The 22,659-nt window shown below is 67.8% G+C and carries 16 protein-coding genes and 1 pseudogene; 7 read left to right on the top strand and 10 right to left on the bottom strand.

Translation table 11 applies throughout. From position 1 onward, the window contains the following. Positions 1–345 precede the first annotated feature (345 nt). The 3 genes from ACWCO8_RS17185 (at position 346) to ACWCO8_RS17175 (ending at position 4,897) form a co-directional block, all read left to right on the top strand. Positions 346–2,004, top strand: coding sequence for an acyltransferase (locus tag ACWCO8_RS17185; protein ID WP_451033317.1), 1,659 nt, complete (start codon positions 346–348; stop codon positions 2,002–2,004). Beyond that, the gene (locus ACWCO8_RS17180; RefSeq protein ID WP_451032877.1) at positions 2,004–2,603 is read left to right on the top strand and encodes a hypothetical protein; all 600 of its coding nucleotides are present in this window, start codon (positions 2,004–2,006) and stop codon (positions 2,601–2,603) included. The genes ACWCO8_RS17185 and ACWCO8_RS17180 overlap by 1 nt, the downstream gene beginning before the upstream one ends. Positions 2,604–3,826: 1,223 nt before the next feature. After that, positions 3,827–4,897 (top strand): hypothetical protein, encoded by a 1,071-nt coding sequence (locus ACWCO8_RS17175; RefSeq protein WP_451032876.1) that lies wholly within the window; start codon positions 3,827–3,829, stop codon positions 4,895–4,897. Between the two features lie 93 nt (positions 4,898–4,990). Here the strand turns inward: ACWCO8_RS17175 and ACWCO8_RS17170 are convergent. Further along, positions 4,991–5,158 (bottom strand): annotated as a pseudogene (locus ACWCO8_RS17170) (transposase); the annotation flags it as partial. Positions 5,159–5,220: 62 nt separating this feature from the next. On the opposite strand from ACWCO8_RS17170, the gene ACWCO8_RS17165 reads away from it, so the two are divergent. After that, complete coding sequence (locus ACWCO8_RS17165; protein WP_451032875.1) at positions 5,221–5,601, top strand: DUF6221 family protein; 381 nt, start codon at positions 5,221–5,223, stop codon at positions 5,599–5,601. 26 nt (positions 5,602–5,627) lie between these two features. Here the strand turns inward: ACWCO8_RS17165 and ACWCO8_RS17160 are convergent, their stop codons facing one another. From ACWCO8_RS17160 to ACWCO8_RS17140, 5 genes are all read right to left on the bottom strand, one after another. Further along, complete coding sequence (locus tag ACWCO8_RS17160; protein WP_451032874.1) at positions 5,628–6,209, bottom strand: hypothetical protein; 582 nt, start codon at positions 6,207–6,209, stop codon at positions 5,628–5,630. Between the two features lie 627 nt (positions 6,210–6,836). Continuing rightward, positions 6,837–7,232: a hypothetical protein gene (locus ACWCO8_RS17155; RefSeq protein ID WP_451032873.1), complete on the bottom strand. Its 396-nt coding sequence runs from the start codon at positions 7,230–7,232 to the stop codon at positions 6,837–6,839. 338 nt (positions 7,233–7,570) lie between these two features. Then, positions 7,571–8,155: a GNAT family N-acetyltransferase gene (locus tag ACWCO8_RS17150; RefSeq protein ID WP_451032872.1), complete on the bottom strand. Its 585-nt coding sequence runs from the start codon at positions 8,153–8,155 to the stop codon at positions 7,571–7,573. A 77-nt stretch (positions 8,156–8,232) separates the two neighbouring features. Further along, positions 8,233–9,174, bottom strand: coding sequence for a MerR family transcriptional regulator (locus ACWCO8_RS17145; protein ID WP_451032871.1), 942 nt, complete (start codon positions 9,172–9,174; stop codon positions 8,233–8,235). A 33-nt stretch (positions 9,175–9,207) separates the two neighbouring features. Beyond that, entirely contained in the window at positions 9,208–9,861 is a 654-nt protein-coding gene (locus ACWCO8_RS17140) for a M15 family metallopeptidase (protein WP_451032870.1), read from the bottom strand. Positions 9,862–10,130: 269 nt separating this feature from the next. Here ACWCO8_RS17140 and ACWCO8_RS17135 point away from each other — a divergent pair, with 269 nt between their 5' ends. Further along, positions 10,131–10,343 (top strand): hypothetical protein, encoded by a 213-nt coding sequence (locus ACWCO8_RS17135; RefSeq protein WP_451032869.1) that lies wholly within the window; start codon positions 10,131–10,133, stop codon positions 10,341–10,343. A gap of 354 nt (positions 10,344–10,697) precedes the next feature. Here ACWCO8_RS17135 and ACWCO8_RS17130 read toward each other — a convergent pair whose 3' ends face one another. Then, the gene (locus ACWCO8_RS17130; protein WP_451032868.1) at positions 10,698–11,354 is read right to left on the bottom strand and encodes a DUF4328 domain-containing protein; all 657 of its coding nucleotides are present in this window, start codon (positions 11,352–11,354) and stop codon (positions 10,698–10,700) included. A 570-nt stretch (positions 11,355–11,924) separates the two neighbouring features. Continuing rightward, positions 11,925–17,189: an NACHT domain-containing protein gene (locus tag ACWCO8_RS17125; protein ID WP_451032867.1), complete on the bottom strand. Its 5,265-nt coding sequence runs from the start codon at positions 17,187–17,189 to the stop codon at positions 11,925–11,927. A 126-nt stretch (positions 17,190–17,315) separates the two neighbouring features. Here ACWCO8_RS17125 and ACWCO8_RS17120 point away from each other — a divergent pair, with 126 nt between their 5' ends. Beyond that, positions 17,316–17,486 carry a hypothetical protein gene (locus ACWCO8_RS17120; RefSeq protein WP_451032866.1) on the top strand — a complete coding sequence of 57 codons (171 nt, stop codon included), beginning with the start codon at positions 17,316–17,318 and terminating at the stop codon, positions 17,484–17,486. Positions 17,487–17,743: 257 nt separating this feature from the next. Here ACWCO8_RS17120 and ACWCO8_RS17115 read toward each other — a convergent pair whose 3' ends face one another. Beyond that, entirely contained in the window at positions 17,744–19,396 is a 1,653-nt protein-coding gene (locus ACWCO8_RS17115) for a UvrD-helicase domain-containing protein (protein WP_451032865.1), read from the bottom strand. Beyond that, positions 19,396–21,291: a hypothetical protein gene (locus ACWCO8_RS17110; RefSeq protein ID WP_451032864.1), complete on the bottom strand. Its 1,896-nt coding sequence runs from the start codon at positions 21,289–21,291 to the stop codon at positions 19,396–19,398. Before ACWCO8_RS17110 ends, ACWCO8_RS17115 begins: the two co-directional genes overlap by 1 nt. Before the next feature lie 190 nt (positions 21,292–21,481). Here ACWCO8_RS17110 and ACWCO8_RS17105 point away from each other — a divergent pair, with 190 nt between their 5' ends. Beyond that, entirely contained in the window at positions 21,482–22,591 is a 1,110-nt protein-coding gene (locus tag ACWCO8_RS17105) for a zinc-ribbon domain-containing protein (RefSeq protein WP_451032863.1), read from the top strand. The last annotated feature ends 68 nt before the right edge of the window (positions 22,592–22,659 follow it).

The raw sequence follows: 22,659 nt of genomic DNA, 5'->3' as shown, positions 1-22,659 counted from the left end.
TCCTGCCTGAGCGGGACCAGTCATCGGGCAGAACGGGCCGGGATGCTTCTGTGCCACCGGATGAGACGGATTGGCCGGCCGCCGTTCGCGGGCCGGCGATGGAGGCCGGCCATGAACCAGCCAGTCGCCGTGTCGAGCAGATAGTGCTGGGCGCGGGCGATGCCCCTCCCTGGAGTCTGTCGTCTCCGGGCCGCGAAGCCCGTCACGGGTGCTGCCACTCGCCGCACGGCACGCCTCGGGGTGCAAGGCGACACCGCGCCATCCCACCATCCCGACACCTCGAATGGTCAATATCCGCAATCCTGATGCGGATTCAGCATGCTGGATACTAGGATGGTCGCCGTGATGAGTACCGAGGAGATCCTGCGGCTGACGGTGGCCGCGTTGATGACGCGGACCGGTGAGCGTCAGGGTGACCTGGCCGCGGGGCTGGGGCAGTCGCAGGCCCAGGTGTCCCGCAAGCAGTCCGGCCGCGCCCACTGGTCCCTGGAAGACGTCGACCTCCTGGCCGCCCACTACCGGCTCCACGCCCTCGACCTCCTGGCCGGGCCGACGCATGCCGTGGGTGTCCTCCACGGCGCGGTCCCGAGCCTTGTCCCGGGCACCCTGCCCCCGCTCGCCGTACCGCCCGCCCAGGCCTCTCTGCCGGACCGTCAGCCCGCCGCTCCCGCCCCGGCTTTGGGCCTGGTGGAACGCGACCCGGTGGGGCGGTGTGTGCTGTGCGGCGAGCCGGCGTACGACGACGTCGACGGCTACCCCCAGCACCTCGACCCCGCCGACTGCCCGGCCCTCGCGGCCGACGTCCACCAGGCTGAGGTCGCCGTGCCGTCCGCCTCCGGCGACGCCCCGGCTGCGGCGGACGCCGCCCCCGTCCCCGTGCCCGCGACGCCGACCCCGCCCGCCCTGCCGGCCCCGGCGCCTGCCCCGCCGGCTCCGGCCGAGACACCCCCGACCGCTCCGCCCACTCCCGTCGCCGCCCCGCCCGCCGCTCCGCCGCCCCCGACCGCGCCGTCCTCCGCTCCGGTCAACTCGCGCCAGTCCGCCCCCGGTTACGCCTCCCTCACGCTGGTGGAGCAGATCACCGACCGGGTGCACGAGGTCCTGGCCGAGAGCTCCGGTGACGTCGATGCCGCGCAGGCCGCGTTGATCAAGGCCGCGATTCCGGACGTGATGACGCTGCTGAAATCGTCCCGAGTGGGCGGACGGTACGAGCATTCGGAATTCCCGCCCACCGCGGAAATCCTCCGCAAAAAATCGCAGAAGGGCGCGGACGATATCTGGGAGGGCCGCCCCAAGTGGCGTAACCCTGAGCTTTTCACGGCGGCGAAGAGGGGCGAGCGGATCGAGGTGACCGCGCTCGACATGAACGCGGCCTACCTGTCGGCGCTGAAGTGCTGGCTGCCGATCGGCCAGCTCCGCGAGGACACCAGCGGCCTCCATGACCCGAAGAAGGCCGGCGTCCACCTCATCACCCCAGCCCCGTGGGAACACACCGACCTGCCCGACCCGTTGGGACACCGGATCGAGCCCGGCGAACTATGGGTGACCGAGTCCACGCTCCGCCTCCTGCTCGACAGCGCCCGCCAGGGCCTGGCCGACACCCCCACGATCCACCGCTCCCTGGTCTCAGGCGCCTCGGAAGCTCTCCTGGAAAAACTCCGCCGCGCCCTGGCCGAATCCCGCAAGAACGCTCTGGCCGAGGGTGACGAACTGACGGTGGCTTATGTGAAGGCCATGTATTCTAAGTTCGTGTCGACTATTGGCGAGTCCAGCGCGAACCGGGAAATCCGCCGCCCGGACTGGATGCACATCATCCGCGCCAAAGCTTTCGCGAACCTCTGGATGAAAGCCCACAAAGCACACCGCTCGGGCCTCCAGGTCGTCGAGATCTCCGGCACCGACGAACTCCACGTCGCGGGGGACTGGCGAACTGTTTTCCCGGAGGGCCGGGAACTAAACCAGGTCAAGGAAAAAGACACCTACATCCTCGGGGGTAAGCGCTGATGCCGGGCTCTTCGGAACTGTGGGGCCGCTGGGGCGACTTCGGCAAATACAACGCCCGAGGCATCAAAGGCGGAGAAGCGCTCATCCAGGAGCTGAACCGCATCGTCTACTCCTCCGGAATCACCTCGCCCGTCACCACCCACCGCGGACTCGCCGCCCGCCTGCGCTACCTCGACAGCACGGCCGGCCGCGAAGCCCTGAAGAACCAGGGCGTCACCCCCCGGACGATCAAGTCGTGGATGCGCGGCAAGACCAAACCCTCCAAGGCGAACCTGGAGCGCGTCGACAGCGCCTACTGGGAACGCCGCCGAGCGAACCTGATCCGCTCGGGCTGGCTCAAGCGGCACCTGGACAACGACGGCCGGGGCCGTCGAATGGAGATCTACCCGGTCGACCAGACCCAAGTGCCCGAACAGCGCCGGCGCCCCGGCGTTTCCCAGCGCACGATCACCGTCCGGTACATCTGGAACGACCTGGTCGACGCCTACGCCGACCAGGACGACGAGCTGATGGACGAGATCTGGGACGACGTCATCACCGACCTCGACTCCGACTACGCCGCCTACGCCTACGTCGCCTCCGTCGGCATCGGCGCCTGACCCGAGTCCGTCCTCCGCGTACCGGTTCGCCTTCGTGAGCCGAAGCGCGAAAGTTGCCACAGAGGCAGGCATGTTGTCACCGGCGTAGTGGCGTACGCGCGGTTCCGGAGGAGTTGCTGACAGCCTCGGCACCCGCATCTCAGCAAATCCATGAAGGTGCCGTGCGTCCCTGACTCCTCGCGGGAATCCCCCCGTGGCCAATGAGAAGACCGCGGTCGGCCTCTTCGCCGACCGGCAGCAGGTCCTCATCCTTCCGGCGGGGTGTCGGCGCGTGCGTGCCCCTGACGGTCCGGAAGGCCTGGCAGTGACGAGGTCGCGAAGCTGTGGCCGGTGCGTAAGAACTGGCTGCCGGGCGTCGCCTATCGTGCGGAAGTCCGCGTCCGCAGGGTCGGCGGGGAAGGCCGGGGCACGTGGGGGCGGAGCCGACCTACCACTACTTCCACCCAGGGGACGTGCACAGAGCCGCGCCCGCCATCGCCGAGGGAAGCGTCGACATCCCGTCAGACTGGCGCACCGACACTCCCGACGGCCGGCGGAGTTCTGGGGCCTCTTGATTGCCCGTGTCGCCGGCACGCTCGCCATCGCGGCCGTCCTGGTCGGGCTCTTCCTCGGCCTGGGCACAGTGGTCTTCTTACTGACTGTGGAGTGATCACTGGCGCCGTAGCCGACGGGCAGCGCTTCTCGTCAACGGAGCCAGTCGCGGTACTCGTGACAAAAGGCTGCTGAATGAGCATGTGTGACAAGCCGCGTGCCTCGTTGGTGACAACCATGCTGTTTCTCGGTCCCGTTCGCCACGTCATCCGGCTCTGCCGGTGACAACTACTGAGCTTCGGCTCAATAGGCCCTGGCGTGCGGCAATGGTGAGGTGACCAGGATCGCTTTCCTCGTATGGGTCCGCCGGAAGCTGCAGCGGCGTGCTGTGAGGCGCCGCCTGGCGGACCGTCGTCGGCGCGCCGGCCGGACCGCCAGCGTCGCACAGCCCACCCAGTTCAGCGGCATGCGCCCGTGGGTGGTGGGTGCGCGACAGATGTTGCTGACCAAGGCGGTGACTGCCTGATGCTGACGGTGCACCTGGTCGACGCAGCCGCCCTGGCGTCGTGGGGTGACGGTGATGGAGCGAACCGCGAGCGAAAATTGAGGGGAGGGGTCTACGTGCGGATCGACTCTGATCAACATCTCGTCGTGCTCTAGACGGCCTGTGTGTAGTGATGGATCCTGCGTGAATGTGGAGACGCCAGAGGGATGTAAGGGTTCAGAGCCCTGAAGTCGCGAAGCAGATGAGGAAGTTCTTCAGGAAACGCGGTATCACTAGCCTTGATTCTGAGAGCGTAGCCCGCAAGTACGGGATGTTCTTTACGCGGGGAGACGGTCTATGGGGGCCGTGGCGGCCACCTGGCGGAGGGGAGCGGTATTCCGTACACGTCTCCTCCCAGGAAACAGAAGACCTCGCTGCTGTCACTAAGCGAGTGACGCTGATATCTGACACGCTGCTCATGTCCCATGCACCCGGTTCCGGTCTTCATGAGATCGGAACTAAGAACTTCCGGGCAATAAGCGACTTTGACAGCGATGAGAACTTGAGATCAATTACATATGGGATGCACTGCCCAGATCTCGCGTCCCTGGGACGGTGGATTCTTGACGCGGAGGGGCTGCTTCGCATGGGCCTCACCACGTACCTGCCTACAATTTCCGCTCTTTCGATCGTTGACGGTGAGTGGATAGAGCCTCCACGCGAGCAGTCGTCGGCTGTCGATTACCTTTTGCGGGATGGCCGACTGGTCGAGGTTTCACAGACACGGCCAGAGATGAACCGGATGGTCCGCCCAATTGTTGCCATGGACATCCCCTTCATTGAAGGGGTTTCTCTGGGGGAATTCAGCAAGATTACGGAGGGTGAGTTCAACTCATTTCGGGGGTTTCGTACTTTTCTGCGTCGCGAGTTCAATGCCCTGGATGAGGCTGTGGACGCGGAGCAGATGGACCGTGCTCTGCGGGATGTGGGTTTTGAGATTGAGGAGGGGGTTCGCGAGCTGGAATCCACCATGCGCGTTTTGAGTCGACAACGCGCCTTTGCGACAACGGGGGCCGTGGTGGCAGGGGTGACGGTGGTCCTGGCCGCAGTGTACGGGGCCGTCTTCAAAGAGTATGTGACTGGACTTGTGGGTGGGGCTGGGGGAGGTGCCCTGGGCTGGGCGCAGGCAATGCTTGCTGACAAGTCAAAGGGCCCTGTGGAAGACAACAAGTGGTACTACGTGTGGTGCCTACAGAGGCAGAGTGAACGGCGTCTCTGACCGGAATCACGTGCAGACGCTTCGTTAAGGGCTGTCCCATAAATAATCTTCCGGCTGGTCGGGACGTGCTCGGCTCAGGGCGAGCGGACTCGCCTACCCGGCGAGGGTGAGGTTGTGCAGGCGGGCGATGCTGAGCATGGCGTGGTGGACGCCGTCGCCGCGGAGGCGGCAGTCGCGCAGGATCTTGTAGGTCTTCATGCGTGCGAAGGCGTGCTCGACGCGGGCCCGGACTTGCTTGTGGCACTTGTTGTGGTCCTGTTTCCGTCCTGCCCACAGCATGGAAATCAGGCGACCGGGCCTGGCACATCGTCCAGGATGACCCCATGAGCCAAGACCTGGTGACGTTCCTCCACGCACGGCTGGATGAGGAGGCAGACCTGGCCCGACGCTGCGACGGTGACGGCTGCGGGGAGTGGACCGCTCACGGGCACACGATCGACTTCTGCCAAGGAGAACTCTCCGGCTTCCATCCCACGATCGCCCTACACGTTGCGCCGCACCACCCGGCTCGCGTCCTGCGGGAGGTCGAGGCCAAGCGACGCGTGCTCGCCCGCCATGTGCTCAGTCCTGCCACGGGCGACCCCGAACTACCGTGGGACAACCGCGATGACTGCCAGTACGACGGCGAGACCTGGCCATGCGATGACCTACTCGACCTTGCGTCACCTTACGCCGATCACCCTGACTACCCCCGACGCTCCTGAGACGGAGATCGTTTACGGGACGGCCCTTAGCACGGCTGATCCGCGTGCAGCTCGTACTTGAGGACCTTCCACGAACCGTCCCAGCGCTCTAGCAGGCTGGTGATGACGTATTTGCTCACCGCGCCGGAGGCCACCGGGGCCGGCTTTCCGGTCTTCTTGTCGGTGAACTTCCAGTTGGAGACGTCGAGGCAGACGGAGACCGAGGCGTTGGGGGTCTTCTTCTCCAGCTCCGTGCCGGTCACGGTGAGGTTGCTGAGAACTGGCTTGCCGGTCATGAGCCGGCCGTTGAGAGCCTCGGCAGCGGCGTAGCGCTTGAGGTCCGTGCCTTCGACCGCCGGCACCGCGAACGCCTTGGGTAGTTCGGTCCAGTACGCCTGGTAGGCCGCGATGGCCTCCTTCTTCGCTGCCTCCTCCGGTGTCTCCTTCGTTGCGGTCGGCGGGGCCGGGGACGATGAAGAGGGGGGCGACGTCGGCTTCTGCGACGTCGGCTCGCTGGTCGTGCAGGCGCTGACCGTGGAGAGGGTGGCGAGGAGGAGCGCAAGAGCGCCTCGTTGGCGGAGCGGAGTAGTACTGACGCGCACGCGTCGCATGTGCGTATGGGTCGTCACGATGTCTCCCGTTGCATGTGCGGTCACCCGGCGCCACCTGCGCTTGTCGTCCCCCAGGGGCCTTCCGCGTACCGCGGGGCCACTACGCGAAGGCCAAGACTACGCAAGATCACGCCAACCGTACGTCGAGTAAAGGCTGTTGAACTTCCAGGATGCGATGTGATGGTCTGCGTGGGGGTGTCGGTGGGGAGTGGTCACCTGGATGTCAGTGGTGTAGCCCCGGCGAACTGCTGGCGGGTTGGTGCTGACAGTCGCGACCGGAGTGCCAGGTCAGTCTTGAGCCGACTCCCAGGAACGCTCTAGTCCGTGCTTCGACAGGCCGTCAGGTGGACGTGCCGCCCCGGACCCCTCGGCCCCTGTGACAGTCCCGTAGGGTCGGCGGCAGCCGTGCCGGTATGGAGTGCGCGGGTCAGGCCCGGTGCCCAAAGCTCTGGGGGCAGTACCACCGGGCCGCCCTCCAAGCCTGCGTCCGCGTCTCGGGTGAGGGATGACCTCGCGGCATCGAGCCGCCGCACTAGTGGTGCGCCCGTGTCTTCCCGCCTACTGATGGTCGGTGGGGGAGTGTCAGTGGAGATCCGTCCTCTGGTCGTCAGCGGTGTAGCCCCAATGACCTGGTAGTTCACACTGTCATGCGGTGACGGGCTGGTGCTGATACGAGTGGCGAAGAGCCAAGTCATTCTCACGCCGACTATCAGTCAGGCTCTCCACCTGGTCCAGCCGCGCAGCGAGGGCACGGATGCGCTCGATCGTCAGATCCGCCGCCGACGCAGCGAACACTGAGTTGTTCATCCGCTCATACTCCACCAGATGGTCCGCTCCCCACGGGGGAATTTCCCCTGGACTCGGAAGCCACGTGCCTTGCTCGAAGGCGCCCTCTTCCGCGCCGGGGCGCTGCCCGAACCGGAGGCCGACAACGCCACCGTGCTCGTCACGGAAAGGTGTATCCCCGGCCCCCGCGCCCTGGGAGAGGTCAGTCCGCAGCCAGTCGAAGCCGCGGTCGAAGCCCCGGAGCACGAGGTCCATGCGCACGCCTGCATCAGATGTCCCATGCTCTCGGTCAACCCGACGATGCTGCCCCGGCAGGACGAGCTGGAGGACGACCTGGTGCCCGCCGCGAGCACGCTCTCGCCCAGGGTGGGAAGGGCGAGGTCGAAGGCATCGAGCCGACCGTGACGTTCCTGCGTTCCAAGCGGTCCCAGGTCCACCGTTCGCATCAGCTGCCCCCTGTCGACCTGGGCATTCCCGCTATCCCTCACAGCCGCCTCACACCAGAGTGATCAGCAGCGGCGGACACCACGGCCGCGGCGGACCGGTCGGTGTGCCGACCAGTCTTCGGCTCCTGAATGGTGTGGGAGTCGACGTCAACTGTCTGTGGCCAGGAAACTGCGCGCCCATGTGTGGCGGTGGCCTTCGAGAGGGAACGCAGGCGGTGCTGCGGGCAGGAGCGTGGTCAGTTCGTACCGGCACTTCTGTGCGACGCGGCAGGACGCGCCGTTGTCCACCTGGTGCAGGAGTTCAAGTCGCTCCAGCCCCTCTCCCGCGAAGGCGGTAACGGCCCACTCCGTCAACGCCCGCAGCGCCCTGGGCGCCACTCCCCGGCCCCGGGCGTGTGCCGCCGTCCAGTAACCGACCTCGGCCGACGGAGCACCAGGAGCACCACGCTTGAGCACCACATGGCCCACCAACTCCTCAGACCGACCCGGAGTTCCGCTCTCCACAACGGCGAATGAGAAGCGGTTGCCGGCATGCCATCCCTTCTGCTGATCCCGCACCCATCGCATGGCGCCCGCCTCGTCGTCGAGGGCCGCACTTGTCCAGCGACGCAGGGCGCTGTCCTGGTACAGCTCGACCAGGCCGGCAGCGTCCATAAGGTTCCACCGGCGCAGAAGGAGAGCGGGCGCCAAGGGCGTGGCGGCTGCCTCCAGCGGGGCGGAGATCTCGTCCATCGGCGGAGCGTACGTGGCAGCTGCGGCGATGTCCGGGGCCGGTCCGCGCCGGACTCCCGTCTGGTGAAGGTGTCGTGTCATCGTGCTGCCCGTGACCGCAACGCCGTGACGGACCAGTCGAGTGCCGGCGTCAGAGGCTCCGGGGCCGGCCAGTCGTTGATGACCGCCAGCAGGTGGAAGTACCGATCTCGACGCGGATCCTTCGCGGCCTCCAAACGCGGCAGCAGCCATAGGTGGGGTTCGGTGTCGCCGACGCGGCCGAGGGTGCGCGCACACCCGGCGGTGAGCTCCCTGACGACAGGGTCGGCCTGCGGCGCTTCCGGGGTGATCCCCGACTCGACGGCGGCTGCGGCGAGGTCACGGACGACGGCGACGACATCCGGGCGCGGTGGCGTGGATCCGCTCTCGGAGAGATCTGCCGCGTACCTCTCGGTCGCTCCCCGCACACGGTCGCGGAAATCCGGGTCCAGCGCCAGTTCCGCCAGCTGCACCCATGCCTCGACCTGTGCGTCTGTGGGGTTCTCGGGCAGTTCCGGTGTCATGGAGCTCCGGGCCGCGGCGTGCCAGCCCGGACCGCCGTCCAGCCCCTCGAAGACGGTGTCGAGAAAGCGATCGATCAGTCGTCGACGTTCGGCTTGGGAGAGCCGGGCCAACTGGTGCATGCGTTCCATCTCCTCACAGGTGGGTCTGCGCCTGGCCGCGGCCACCAGCACCGCCCGCTGCAGCCGCAGGGTGGCGATCCGCACTTCCAGCGCGGCCGCGTGCTGCTCCGCGACGTCGCCGAGTGTCAGCTCTCGCTCCACGACCCGCCGAATCACGTCGAGGCCGAGTCCGAGTTCGCGCAGCGTCCGCACCAGGGTCAGTCGGGCGACGGCGTCAGGACCATAGCGGCGATAGCCGGCGGGGGTGCGGTCGGCCGGCACCACGATCCCGCGATCGGAACAGAAGCGGATGGCCTTGACCGTCAGCCCCGTGCGTTGAGCCAGTTCACCGATTGAGCAGAGGGTGCCGTCGTCCATGACCTCACCTTCACATCTCCCCTTACGGGAGACTCAAGCCCACTCCCGCGGCCCGTAGATCGCGTGTTCTGCGCCAGTGGCATGAGCCCAGTACCGGTCGCCGTACGACCAGTGCCACCACTCCGTCGGATAGTTGACCAAACCCGCGGCAGTCAGAGCATCTCCGAGCATCCGCCGGTTGCCGCGTGCCCCAGACGCGACGTCGCGGGCGTCCGTATAGCAGGCGCCGTCGCTCTCCTCCGGACTGGCGTTCACCCGCGTCCCCATGTCGAGTTCCCGCCCATCCGCGGACATGAGCGTGAGGTCCACCGCCGCGCCCGCACTGTGAGGAGCTATCTCGGGCGGCGACACGTAGCGGCTCGCGGCGCCGCGTACCTGGTCCGCCGACCAGCCCGGATTGCCGGCCCGCAGTTCGTCGGCGTAATGCTCGAAGTAGAAGCGCTGCAGGGCGGCCGGCCGGAACCCCTCGATGAACAGCAGACGGACGCCATCCGGGAGCAACCTCTGGGCATCCAGAAGACGGGCCAGCACGCCATCCCGCAGGTGCGCGAAAGCCCCCGACGGGTCTTCCTTACGTAGGTCGACAGCGACAGACTCCTGCAGCCGGACATCGCGGAGCTCTTCACCGCAGTCGACCACAGGGATCGCCGCGATCCTCGGATCTGACATCAGCACGATCTCGGTCATGCACTGATCATGTCGCAAGGCCACGCTCAGCCCAACGTCAGCCAACGGACACCCAGGCGGTCGACTCCCGCCGCTTCCTCCCCGGTGACCGGGTCACGTCCCGTCGCCTTGCGCAGGAAGCGAAGCCGGCTCCAGCCCAGCTTCTCCAGGGCCGCCGCACTCGCGGATCCGGCAAAGCGACGACGTGGTGAAGGCCCGCATGAAGCAGAAGAACCACCCCGACGCCCTGCCGACCCTCACCGCGGCCGGGCAGAAGGAGGCAGGGCGCCGTGCAGGACATGCCGATCCCCGAGCACCTGGAGAAGAAGCGCGCCGTCCTCGCCTGGCTCGACTACCAGCGCCCCGAACTCCGCCACGAGATCACCGAACTCGAAGCCCAGGAGCGCGAGCAAGGCCGGCGGGTGGCCATCGCGCGGGCCGAGCGGATGTGGAAGATCGAACCCTCCCTCACCGGCACGCCCCTGCCGCACCGTGGCGGCTAGCCGACCGCCTCGCGCGCCTCGGCGGCGGTGGATGGAGATGCCGTTCAGGTCGCCGGTCCGAGTACGTCCACGAGATTCCCAAGAAGGGCGGTTTCCACTCGGACATCACCTTCAGGTGATGTCCTGCTCGAGGGTACGGGGGCTCCCCGGCCGTGACTGGGGTGCCCCCATCCTCGATGCCGACGGGCTTCCGCCGGCAGAGGGCATGGTTCGGTACGGACGGAGAGGACGGGGGCGCCGCAGCCATGCGGCGGCCACCCGTCGGCCCGGTCGATCAGTTCCAACAGACTTATCGAGGCCTCCCGGCGCGGTCGCGGCACTGCCTCTTACTGCGCCACCTGGCCTGATTTCCCACTACGCGGCCGGAATCATGCCGGTGGCCTTGAGGTGCTGCATTGCGGTCAGGCGTCGGACGAAGAAGATGGCGAGGACGGCGGCGACGATGTCCAGGCCGTAGCCCAGGAGAGACCACCAGGTCGCGGTGGTGTACGCCTCGACGGTCTCCGCCCGCTTGGACAGCTGCGCGGCGAGCCGGTCCACCACGATGGCCGCGACCCAGCAGGTCCACCAGCTATTGAGCAGCACCATCTCCCTGGCGCCGTCGGCGGCGTACGGCTGCCGGCGGCTGGCCCGCCAGATGTCGGCGGCGATCCCCCGGGGAATCCACAGGTTGCCGATCGGGATGAACCAGCCGCCGATGGCCCAGCCCTTGCCACGGCTCTGCAGATCGCCGGCCCACACCTCGGCGTTCATCCGCAGCCGGTGGAACCAGATGATGAAGACGATCCCCGTCGCCACGTACAGCGTGAACGCCATGCTGTACGCCACGTTCAGGTCGAGCTGTCCGAACCTGGCCGGATCGGAGAAGTCCATGGCGTCGGCCGACAGACTGCGGCCATCGATCACGCCGAGCAACAGGTCGAAGGCGATGTTGCCCGCGAGCAGGGCTATGACGGCGTACGACAAGCCGTTCGGATTGCGGAGCTTGAGCATGGTCGAGCGAACCCCCACGGGTGATCGGCTCCCCTCCCCGAGGAGCCGGCGCGGCCGCGCGGCCGTCGCGAACGGGACCGTACGCGAACGGAACCGTCCCGTCCATGGGGAAACCCCTGGTCAGCCGCCCGTCAGCCGCGTACCTTCACCGCGAGCGTCCGGAACTGTGTGATGTCTCAGCTGAGTTGCAGTGAACGCAGCTTTCTGACCTGCTGTGCTACAGGTGGAATGCGACAGATATCCGGCTCCGGTCCGAGGCTTCTCTGGGCTGTGACCAGCGATGCTGCGTCTTGGGTGAGACGGCTGCAGTTGCAATGAGAATCCCTTTAGCTGATTCCGGGGGCGTATCTGACGGGTAGCAGGTGGGGGAGCACTGGAAGGGAGGCGCGCATGGGGCGGGGCAGCATGTGAATGCGCGTGAGGCGGACGAGCTTTGCGAGGTTGTGCCAAGTCTGCTGGTGTGGTTGGGCGGGACTGAGGCCAGCACGTCTTCCCGGGGGCGTTGGCGCTCGGTCGCAGGACGGCGGAGGCGGCAGCCAGCAGGCCGACGGTGTTTTGGCTGGTCTAGGTCTGGCAGGGGTTGCCGTGTCAGATGCCCGGGGCGGAACCCAGGATGCGCAGCAGAAGGATGGGGACGGGCAGGTCGGTTGCGGTGGTGAAGTCGTGTACTGCGTCGGCCAGTTGCAAGCCCTGCTGGTGCTGAAGCCGCATCTTCAGGTTGTCCAGTACGTGGAAGGGAAGGGGAGTGGCGGCGGCGGCGAGGGCGGCGAGCTGCGCGGTCCAGGTGTCGACGCTGTCGGTATGGGTGAGGGCGGCTTCCACGTGGGCACGCGCCTCGGGGTCGCGCTGGAGCCGGCGGATGACGGCCTGAGCGAACGGCGGGTCGACGGCGTCGGTGAGATGGGTGGTGATCCACGTGCTGTCGTGGGCCACCTGCTGCACCAGCTCGGCGGCCGGCACACCCGCGCAGACCAGCGGGTAGTAGACCGAGACGTCCACCTCGACTCGCCCTTGCAGGCTGCGCTTGTGCCGGGTGGCGGTCCAGGTGTCCTGCACGGCGGGGTCGTCGGGGAAGCCAGTGACCAGGGCGCGGAACGCGTTGGAGGCGGGCGGTGGGTAGCTGCCTGCGCGGTGGAGTGTGCCGCGCAGCGCGCTGCGGACCGTTTCGGGGTCGAGTCCGAGCAGCGTGGGCTCGGCCAGCAGCAGAACGGCGACATCGTGGTGGTCGTGTTGGCGGCTGCCGAGGTTGTCGAGCAGTACGGTTAGCAGTTCGGGTTCCCCACGGTGGCTGTGGGCGTACCAGGCGAGCACTGAGTCGTGCTCGAGCAGGTCTCGTTGTGCGGCGATGGCGTCGGCCAAGTCCTGAGCCAGTTGTGGGTGGCGGTCGGCGACTAGGGCGAGGTAGGGCCAGGCCGTGTCGCGGCTGCTGGAGAGCATGTCGCCGGTCAGGCGTGTCAGAAGAGCGTCACCGAAGTGTGCCCGCAGGGCGGGCCAGCGGTCGGCGATTTCGCTGAGCGTCAGCAGGTCGTGGTCGGCGGTGAGGACATCGCCCAGGGGCAGTTGGACCGGGCCGCCGCCGTAGTCGATCAGATCGTCCAGGAGGTGCAGCTGGTCAGTCAGCAGAGCGCCCAGCCAGGCGGGGCGTCGGCCAGGCCAGTTGTCGTAGCCGCCGGCGGAGGCTTGCTGGCGGATGACCTGCTGGGCCGTCTGCCACTCCGGTGCCGGCAGAGTTCCGCGGATGTGATCGTGCAGCAGGTGGGTATGGAACGCCGCAGAGGCGGCGGAACGGACCACGGGGTGCGGCTCCTCGGGCCAGTGCATGGTCAGTTGGCGTACCAGAGCACTATCGCCGGGATGGTCGCGCAGCATGGTGCACAGATGCAGGCGAGCCGATGCGGGCAGCGTCGGGTGTGTGGCGCGCAGCCGGTCGAGTACCGGCTGCAGGGTGTCGGGGCTGTTGCCGTAGCCGGTCAGCAGCGCGGGCAGCGGACTGTGCGGTTCCTGAAGCAGGCGGTGAGCGCGGGCACGGGCCGCGGTGGTTGTCGGCAGCACGGCAATCACTGCGGCTTCGGCCATAGCCTCATGCTGATTGGCGGGTTGCTCCAAGGCCGACAGGCTCGCCTCGGCGATCCGTTCGGCCGCCGGCCCCGAGACCATGGAGCGCGCCTGGCAGCTTTCCAGCAGTGCCTGGATGACGATCTCACGGCGGAAGCGGCCAGTCGCCTGCGGGGCAGAGGCAAGAAGCGTGGACAGCCGCTCCTGCGCGGCCTGGGCTCCCAGGACCTGCACGGCCGTGTTGGCCACCAGCGATGCGCGGCCCGGCTCGCCGTGCAGCAAGGCGCGCAGCCCCTCCTGCACTTCCTCGTCGTCGGCCCAGTGCGTGGCGAGGGCACTGGCCGCCCAGTGCGGGAAGCTGCTAGTGGTCAACTCCGATAGCAGGGCGGACCGCAGGCGTGGGCCCTGGCCGACGGCGGCCAGGGCATGTAGTTCGTTGCCGTGGAAAGCGGCCGGGTCACGCTCCAGAAGCTCTTCGATGGCTGCGGTGAGATCAGTGTCGCCGCGATATGCATGGGTGAGGGGTTGGATGCCAAGAAACCTAATCCGGCCCGGATCCTCGATCAGAGCGGTGCACACGTGAGCCTTGATCGCAGGGTCCTGCGCAAACCCCTGCAGCAGCACACTCCAGGCCAGTCCCCGCTCGCCGTAGCGGCGTGGCTGGGCGGACACGATGTCACGGCAGACGTCCCGCAGTTGTTCGGCCTCGACGGGATGCTCGCAGAAAGCGGCCACCAGCGTCTTGGCGAGCAATGGCTTCCACAGGTTGTCTCCGAGGTCTTCCCTGTCGAGTTGGGCAGCCAGCCACGTGCGTTCCTTGCTCGTCACGTCGGGTACGTCGCCACCGGTGGCGCTGTGTTGGATGCAGTCGCCATCCTGGCCGGGCAGGACGCCCAGGACGGCCGCCAGCACGACCAACCGCAGCCCCACCACCTGTTGTTGGCGGGCCGCTTCGGCGGCCGCCGCGACACGGTCGTCCTCGGGCCAGCCCAGCAGCAGCGCCAGCAAAATCGCCGCCATGTGGTCGGCAGTGGCCGCCTCCTGAAGCGCCGCCAGCAGCGCCTCCACCACCTGAGGGTGGCCGCGGTTGCTCCCGTAGCGGGTGGCCAGCGGCAGTGCTGACGCAAGTGCGGTGTCGACATTTTCCGCCCTCAGCGCCGCCAACATCAGCGGCCACACCGGCTCAGGCAGTTGCGCATCCCCCACGACCCGGCTCAGTTGGTAGAAAACGTCCGACGGCAGCGGTGGAGTGGCCAGCACCCAGCGTGGCAGGCAGCGCACGACCACGGGGCGTACTGCGGGGTCGTCCAGCCCTGTCAGGCAGGCCGACAGCAGACGCTGCCGGTGGGACACCAGCGGGTGCCGATCGATCACATCCGTGATCGTGGCGGCGTGCTCACGGGCCTGGGGCGCGGGTAGTTTGAAGCCGCCGAACACGGCCTGGGCCCACACCTCACGCACGGCCAGCGCGGCCGGCTCGGGCCCGGCCGCCTGCCGGGCGAGATCGCCCATCAGCTGAGTGACCTCCTCAGTGCGTTGCAGTTGCCACAGGATGGCCAATAGCACCTCGTGCCAGCGCGGGTCCGCGGCGTGCTGGGCGAACAGATGGCGCAGCTCATCGAAGGAAAGCCGCTGCGCGGCGTGTTCGGCCGCCAGCTGCTCCAGCAGCACTCGGTGCAAGAAGCCGATGTCGCGCGGGCCGTGCCGGACCAGCACGCCCAGCTGTCCCTCGGCGATCTCCACGAACCCGCGCGCCAGTCTTCCGGCCGCTGCTGCGTCCAGGGCCAGATGGCCGGGATCACACAAAGCGGCGATGACGTCTCGCAGGACCTCGGGTTCGGGCACCGTCTGCACATCACCTCGGAGCTGCTGTGTCAGAGCCACCTGCGCCAGCACCTGACGGACATCCCCCTCGTGCAGTGCGGGATCGCCGGCAGTAACGCCCGCCGCCGCGCCCCGCTGGGCGGGATGCTCGCGCAGCAGATGATCGATGGCTCCCGCGTATACCTCGAAGCGCCGTCTTGGCAGGGGGATGCCAGCCAGCTTCATCCCGGTGAGCAGCACCAAGAACAGCGGGACCCGGGCGAGGTGGCGCAGGTCCCGCACACTGGCCATTTCCTTCACGAACGCGTCGGCCTGCGCCTGGATGGATGCCCCACCAACCGGGGCCGTGTCCGGGGCGGCGGCGAACCAGCGGCTGACCAGCTCACGCTGTTGGGAAGCAGACAGCGGGGCCAAGGTGGCGTACTGCCATGCCCTGAGCGGCAGTATCCGCTGCAGACCGTAGGGGCGGGTGGAGGCCACGGCGGGCAGCCCACGCTGGTCCAAGAACGTCTCCAGTGCGGTCAGGGCCTGGCGGGCGGCGCTCTCGGTCGCCCATTCGTCGAGACCGTCGATGATTAGCAGGAGCCGGTCGTCGTCCAGTGCCTGGCGCACCAGCGGCCACAGCCGCTCGACGTCGTACTGCTCCAGCCAGGCTCGCATTGTCGCCGCTAGCGAAGCCTCGGCACCGTCATGGCGGGTCAGGCGGCGTGTAAAGAAGTGGAAGGGGAACCACAACGGCAGCCGGTTGCCGAAGCGTTCGGCCCAGCGCGGCAGAGCGGGGGAGTCGGCGAACAGGTCCAGCAAGGCAAAACGCAGCAGGCTGCTCTTGCCCGAGCCCGGATCCCCGACCAGCAGATGACGGCTGGCACCGGCAAGCCAGATATCCGGCGCCGTGCGGATCCCGGTGGCCTCGCCGGCCCATGCCGACCCGCCGGCGCCCGCGACCATGTTCTGCGGGTGGGTATCGTCGGGGCCGGCAGGCGGTGTGAGCGCCGTGGCCCGCTCCGCGGAGCGGTATCCGTAGGCACCTTCTTGGGCCTTGCGATACCAGGCGGTGGAGGACATGCCTGGCTGAGCCGAGATGGAGTCGATGCCCCCTTCGGCGGTGGTCCAGCGGCTGGAGGGGAGGGCCGGAAGTACGTCGGGAAGGACATACCGCTTCCGCAAGTCCAGTCGGCCTTCGATGTGGTGCAGGGTGGCCGCCCCGGAGTCGGTGCGGGCAAAGAACGTGGCGTAGAAGTTGCCGAGTTGTTCGTGTAATTCGGCCACCTGCTGCGCGTCGAGCCGAGTGCGGAACGCGGCACTCTGCTCGGCTCCGAACAGTTCTTCAACCCAGGCCCGGCCGAAGAAGTCGTGCACGGTCTGCGGATGCCGCTTCAGCCAGCGGGAGAGGTGTTCGGCATCCCACATCTCGAGGGTGATGCCCGCGCGTTTCAGGCGGACCCGCTGCCGCCTGACCTCGTCGGCCACCTTCTGCGGCACGGCGGATAGGCTGGTGGCGTAGACGAAGACGCGGCTGACACCAGCCCAGCTCCCGGCCAAAAAATCGGTGACCGCGTCCTTGAGACGCCCCGCCGTCAGCGACTGGATCCGTCGCGACTGCAGACTCAGATATACACGTTCCCCGTGAGTGTCCCCATCCCGGCCGTCGGGCAGGCGGACGTACAGGTCGATGCCCTGCTGCTCTTGCCCGCGTGTGCCGTACAGGCCACCCTGAGCCTGAGCGTCGAAGGTACTCATGCGGCCGGTGACGGTGTCACCGTCGGCATAGTCGGTAGACGCCTCGACCGCTCCCCGCTCCAACGCCACCTGGAGGCAGAGCCGTTCGAAGTTTTCCCAGGCAAGTCGTTCCAGCGGCAATAGCTGCTCGCTCGTATGTACCGGCGGAGGCACGGTTTGCAAGGACACCAACGTGTGCAGCCGGGCCGGTGCCTTGGCGCGCGGAGCCGGACTCGTCGACGATGCATTCGGCATACGGGCCATCATCACCACTACTCGGCAGTTCGCGGCATGCGACTCGGGTCATGTCACCTTTCCAATCTGCGGCCGACAGATCGGCAGGCACCCCACGGGCGTGGCCTGCGGACTACCGTCCAGGCCATGCTCTACCGATCACGGCGCTTGGAGACCCTGCTGGGCAACCCCTTGGACACCGTCGACGCCGATTTGACGGCGTTGGCCAGCAAGGCCGAGGCCGCGGAGGCCGAGGGCCTCGACTACAAGCGAGAATCGCCAGCCGCCACCGACGGGCAGAAGGCCGAACTGGGCTAAGGACGTCGCGTCCTTCGTCGAGGCGGCGCCTGTGACCCGGGCCGGTGAACTGCGTCAGCAGCAGTGGTCGCGGCAACTCCGGCCTGGGCTCGTTCGTGGGCCCCAGGCTCACGGCGTCACGATGCTCACACCGTGATAGCCGAGCGAACCGCCTCAGTGCTGGTTCTGGGCTGCACAAGTCGCTGGGCTTGGCCGGCGCTTTGGCCAAGGCGTTTGGGGGTGGCAGCAGGCGGGCGGGCTTGTTGGCGAAAGGAGGGCTACTCCAGGGCGGCGATGAGAGGTGCCCACAGAGGGTGGGAGTTGGCTGGGACGACGAGGTGCGCTTGGTGGCGGGCGCGGGTCATGACAACGTAGAGCAGGCGTGAGCCGTTGGGGAAGGGTTCGCCTTCCGGGCCGTAGTACTCGTCGTCGGCGAGCAGCAGGATGGTGGTGTCCGCCTCGCGTCCCTTGGTCTGGTGGAGGTTCATCACCTGCATCGGACGTGGGCGCGGCCGGGTGTCGCCCACCAGGGTCTCGTCGCGGGCACGGTGGAGTTCCTCGGTCACCGCCGTGATGCTCTGGTCTTCCTTGAGCAGGCGCAGCGCGCGTCGGGTGGTGGGGGCGGCCTGGAGCCATGCCTCCTGGCCACGGAAGGTTCCGATGCGTGCGTAGGCGCCGGTGACGAGCTCGGCGAGGCGGTCGATGTCGCCGTTAGGGCCGTGTCCGGCTGACCGCAGGTCTTCAGCGAGCTGCCCCAGAGCCCGTTCCAGCTCTGGGTTGGACCCCTTCAGCACCTGGGATGCGAGCGGGGAGAGCTGCTTGCTGCGCAGGCTGGCGGTGATGAACACCGCCAGCGCCCGGCGCACCTGGTCGCTCTTCTGACCAAGTGCGAACTGGATGAGCGCGAGTTGAGCGGAGAGCGCCTCTGCGTGGGCCTCGGGGAAGCCGACCTGTTCGTGAACCAGACCGGCCGCGGTCAGGGCGTCGGACAGGGCGGTGGTGGCGATGTTGGTGTGGGTGAAGATGCTGACGGTGTGCTTCTTCTGACGGGCAGCCCGGGCAAGTTCGATGACCTGTGCGTAGCCGTGGTCGTCAGTGATACGTGTGACGGCCAGGCGTCCTTGCTGGGCGGCTGAGTGGAGGGCCGGGTCAGTGAAGCGGCGCTGGCGGGCGGCTTCCGCGGCCGCGGGCAGCACACCGGAGGGGTCACGGTAGCTGGCGGCCTGCAGGTCGATGCGGCGGGCGCCGGGCAGACTCATGGCGTCTGCGATCCGGGCGGCGGGATTAACCCCGGGTTTCAAGGATCCCTCGTAGATGCTCTGGTTGACGTCGCCCAGCAGGATGCGACGCGCTGCGGGGGCGATCTGCTGCAGGAACGCCCACTCGGTGGCGTCGGTGTCCTGGAACTCGTCACAGATGACGAGGGAGTAGCGACCAGCGTAGTGGTTGCGGACCTTGTCCAGCGCCAGCAGCCTGCTGGCGCCCGGCATCAACTGGTTGTAGGTCAGCCCGGGAGGGGCCCCGGGAACGGTCTGGTTCGCTTGGCTGAGCACGCTCTGTGGGGGCGGATATCCGTGGTGCGCACCGAAGCCTGTGATGACCCTCCAGGCGAAGCCGTGGAAGGTCGACACCTCCAGCCGCGGCCGCATGTTTCCGATGACGTTCGCGGCACGGTCAATGATCTGGGCGACGGCAGTGCGCGAAAAGGAGAGAAACAGCACGCGCGTCTGAGCGGGCAGAGGCGCGCGCATTCCGCGCCGGAACGCTTCCTGTCGCAGCAGGAGCAGCTTGTCGTCTGCCGCTTCCAGGTGGGCGCGGGCTGCGGCGACTGCGGTTGTCGTCTTGCCGGTGCCGGCGCCACCGCTGACCACCAGCACTGGCGCATCGCTCTCAATCACCGAGCGCTGGTCTTCGCGGGCCTGATAGCTCATCAGGCGCCTGCCGGCCGGGACACCGTGGGCACATCGATCAGACCCTGCCCGCTGTAGGAGGGGTTGGCGGCCATTTCCAGGAGGGCCAGCGTCACGGAGATCACCGGCGGGTGTGGTGCGTTGGGCGTGGCGTAGAGGGCTTCCAGGAACTGTTCGTGCAGGCCTTGCTTGTGGATTACCTTGCACAGGTTGGTCACCGCGCTCTCTATGAGCTGGCCGCCCATGGGATCGGGAATGCCGTACTCGGTGAGTGTGGCGCTGGCTTCGACGAGCGCCTTCAGCGGGAGGCCGTCGGCGATGGCTCGCTCGATGGCGCCGGGAGGCAGCCGGACCACCGCGTCGCACGCGGCCTGGATCTTGGCGAGCTCGCCGGTGGTCTGGGCGCCGTCCTTGTCGCGGTCGATCACTGCCAAGACACGGAAGCCCAATTGGCGTGCCAGGTTGGCGACCCGGGGAATCTGACTGATGCCTCCTTCGCCGCCGGTGCCGGAGGCGACCAGGCGCACCCCGTGGGCGGAAAGAGGAAGGGAGGAGGGCGGCTTGCGGCGGTCGACCATGCTCAGCACGGCCACGTCGTGGGGGCCCTCCGTGATGGCGACTGTGGGGGCTGTCAGAGCGGCCAGCAGTTGGGTGTGCCACTGCCGCATAGCGACCAGCGCTTTGCGGTCCGTGATCCTGGTCAGCTGATGGTGGGAGCGGATGCCGCCGTGGCGCACCAGCCGGATGACCTCAGTGGGCTCGAAGGCCCGGGCGGCCTCCGGCCGTCGGGTGGACAGCCACACCTGCCCAGAGCGGGCGCGCAGCAGGGCCGCCAGATGCTCGGTGGCCGGCGCATCCAGTTGATCACCGAAGTCATCGGCCAGCACCACGGCTCCGGGCACAGTTGCCAGCAGCATCGCCTCGGCCATCGACAACACCGCGCTGACCGTGCTGCCGTGTTGGGCCAACCCCAGCATGCCGCCGGCGTCGAGGTGCAGCGCCGCGCGCAGTGTCCGAAGTAGTGCGGCCACCGACCCGTCCTCGGTACGGAAGCCGACCTGCTCCGCCGTGAGCTGGGCATCCCCGAGCCGTTCCCCGGTCCCGCCGACCGCGAGTACCGCGTTGACGGCTTCGGCCACGGCTGGGCTAGCCGACAGTGCTGACACGGCCTCCGCGACGGCCTGGGCCAGCGCATCGAACGCCGCGGCGCCAGCCTTGGCGTCGCGCTCGTCGAGGATGCGCCGCAAGCCGGCTCCGGCGCGCAACTGCAGGGGCTGGCCGGCATCGAGGGTGACCACCGGCAGCATCCGCCGGGTGGCCGCCGGTACCCGGGCGTACTGGCCGAGCGCCGGGTTGCTGCGCGCCGGGAAGTACACCACCGACTCCAGAGTCTCGGCTTCCTCGTCATAGCTCAGGCGATAGGCCAGCCGCGCGCACAGAGGAGCGTCCGCAGACGCATCAGAACCCTCACTCGCGCACCCAGAGTCCTCAAGCGGCTCCAGGACCCCATCGAGCAACTGCTGCACATCCGGATCGAAATCGGTCAGCGTCACCTCGACCTGGGCAGCCTCCACCCGCTGCAGCACCGCAGAAGGAGTCTGTGCCCTGGGGCTGTTATCGCCGGACGCGTCCTGTTCTGCCGCATCCGGCGTGCCGGCGAAATCGGCGGCCGGGGCTCGTGCTCCCTCGGCGTTGTCATCGCCCGCTCCGGCCGGTGCAGAGTCAGCGCCCTCGAGGATGCCCGGCCGCTGATGCAGGTCGGACAGCGTGGCGCCACGCACGGCATCCGGATCCAGGACCCGGACAAGGGCGGTTATCAGGTCGGTGCGTCCGGCGCGGGGCACCCCCGCCACCAACACATGACTGCCGGGACGCACATCAAGGCGTCCCCAACCTCTGAAGCCTTCAATCAGCACCCGTGTTACACGCACACAGGCATGTTTAACACGGCATGTACCTGCAGTCTGCCCATTACGCGGAACCACCGGGACAACGAACGTGCCCCCTGGCCCCACGCTCGGCTCTCGCTTCGCCGTGGAGTACCCGGCAGCCAAACCCGGGCCGATGGACGGCTGTTGTCAGCGGCGTCTGTCAGGATCAGCAGTCATGGGCAAACGGCGAGGCGCTACCGAGGTGGCTGCAGTTCGGGCGCGGCTGAAAGCCGAGTTCGTGTCCAACCTGTCCAGCCCCGGTACGGCGCTGGAAGACATGCGACTGTCCTCCACGGACCATTGCCAGTGGCGCTGCTCGGCGCAAGGATGCGGTCACCAGTGGCCCGCCCGGTTCCAGTTTCGCGCCCGTACCGTCAAGCCCTCGGGTTGCCCGGAGTGCTGGAAGCGCCGCAACCGGGCCCCTGGCCCGGGAGAATCGCTGGCCGTTCTGGATCCTGCGCTGGCACGGCAGTTCCGCCGCAACCTCAGCCGTCCCGGCCGTGGTCCGGACAGCCTGCGTCCGCAGTCTCATGACCTGTGCGAGTGGGAGTGCGCTCAAGGACATTTCTGGCCGGGGACGCTCGCCAACCGCACCAATGGACGCGGATGCCCGGACTGCACCGGCCACGGCCGCTCCCCGTTCGAATGCAACGTCGCCATGCTCGTCGAGGCCTCCTGCGGGCTCGGCGTGGAACTGGACCACCGCATCCGTCTGCCCGGGCGCCGTGAGGACCGATTCGACCTCTACATGCCCCTGCCGGCCCCGGGCCTGCTCATCGACCTGGACCCGGAGTGGACCCACAGCCGGCCAGGAAGCCTGGAGCGCGACACCGCGAAGACGATGGCAGCACTCGCCGCCGGACTCGACATGGAACGCATCCGCAGCCGCGACCTGCCACCCGTCCCAGTGCACGGCCTCGCGCACCATGAGGCCGGCCCGGGGGTGAACCCCGAAGACTGGGCACAAGCAGTAGGTGTCGTACTGCGAGGCCGCGGCCTTTCCTGGCGACAGCTCACACCGGCCGAGGTCACCGCCGCGCTTACGAAGGGCGCACAGCTGTGGCAGAGAGCTGTGGCCGGACCCGAGGTGTCGGTGATTGATGTGGCACCACATCTTGAAGAGGAATTCGTAGCCAACCTCACTAATCCCGGCAAGACCCCTGATCGGATGCCGCCCGGCTGCAACGACGTGTGCCTGTGGCGGTGCCAGAAGCCGAACTGCGACTACGAATGGAAAGCCGTCGTGAACAGCCGGACGCTAGGCCGTTTCCTTCGGATCATCTGATCGTTGGCTGATGTGTGTCGTTGACTGACGCCCAGTGGGCGAGGATCGAGCCGCTGCTGCCGGATCGG

The sequence above is a fragment of the Streptomyces sp. NPDC001927 genome (genome assembly GCF_053594455.1).
This window is presented reverse-complemented; position numbering and strand designations above follow the sequence as displayed.

Bases quoted from the DNA above. Each gene is read 5' to 3' on its own strand.
- ACWCO8_RS17185 (WP_451033317.1), top strand. From the start codon at position 346: ATGAGTACCGAGGAGATCCTGCGGCTGACGGTGGCCGCGTTGATGACG.
- ACWCO8_RS17180 (WP_451032877.1), top strand. From the start codon at position 2,004: ATGCCGGGCTCTTCGGAACTGTGGGGCCGCTGGGGCGACTTCGGCAAA.
- ACWCO8_RS17175 (WP_451032876.1), top strand. From the start codon at position 3,827: ATGTGGAGACGCCAGAGGGATGTAAGGGTTCAGAGCCCTGAAGTCGCG.
- ACWCO8_RS17165 (WP_451032875.1), top strand. From the start codon at position 5,221: ATGAGCCAAGACCTGGTGACGTTCCTCCACGCACGGCTGGATGAGGAG.
- ACWCO8_RS17155 (WP_451032873.1), bottom strand. From the start codon at position 7,232: ATGGACCTCGTGCTCCGGGGCTTCGACCGCGGCTTCGACTGGCTGCGG.
- ACWCO8_RS17150 (WP_451032872.1), bottom strand. From the start codon at position 8,155: ATGGACGAGATCTCCGCCCCGCTGGAGGCAGCCGCCACGCCCTTGGCG.
- ACWCO8_RS17145 (WP_451032871.1), bottom strand. From the start codon at position 9,174: ATGGACGACGGCACCCTCTGCTCAATCGGTGAACTGGCTCAACGCACG.
- ACWCO8_RS17140 (WP_451032870.1), bottom strand. From the start codon at position 9,861: ATGACCGAGATCGTGCTGATGTCAGATCCGAGGATCGCGGCGATCCCT.
- ACWCO8_RS17125 (WP_451032867.1), bottom strand. From the start codon at position 17,189: ATGCCGAATGCATCGTCGACGAGTCCGGCTCCGCGCGCCAAGGCACCG.
- ACWCO8_RS17120 (WP_451032866.1), top strand. From the start codon at position 17,316: ATGCTCTACCGATCACGGCGCTTGGAGACCCTGCTGGGCAACCCCTTG.
- ACWCO8_RS17115 (WP_451032865.1), bottom strand. From the start codon at position 19,396: ATGAGCTATCAGGCCCGCGAAGACCAGCGCTCGGTGATTGAGAGCGAT.
- ACWCO8_RS17105 (WP_451032863.1), top strand. From the start codon at position 21,482: ATGGGCAAACGGCGAGGCGCTACCGAGGTGGCTGCAGTTCGGGCGCGG.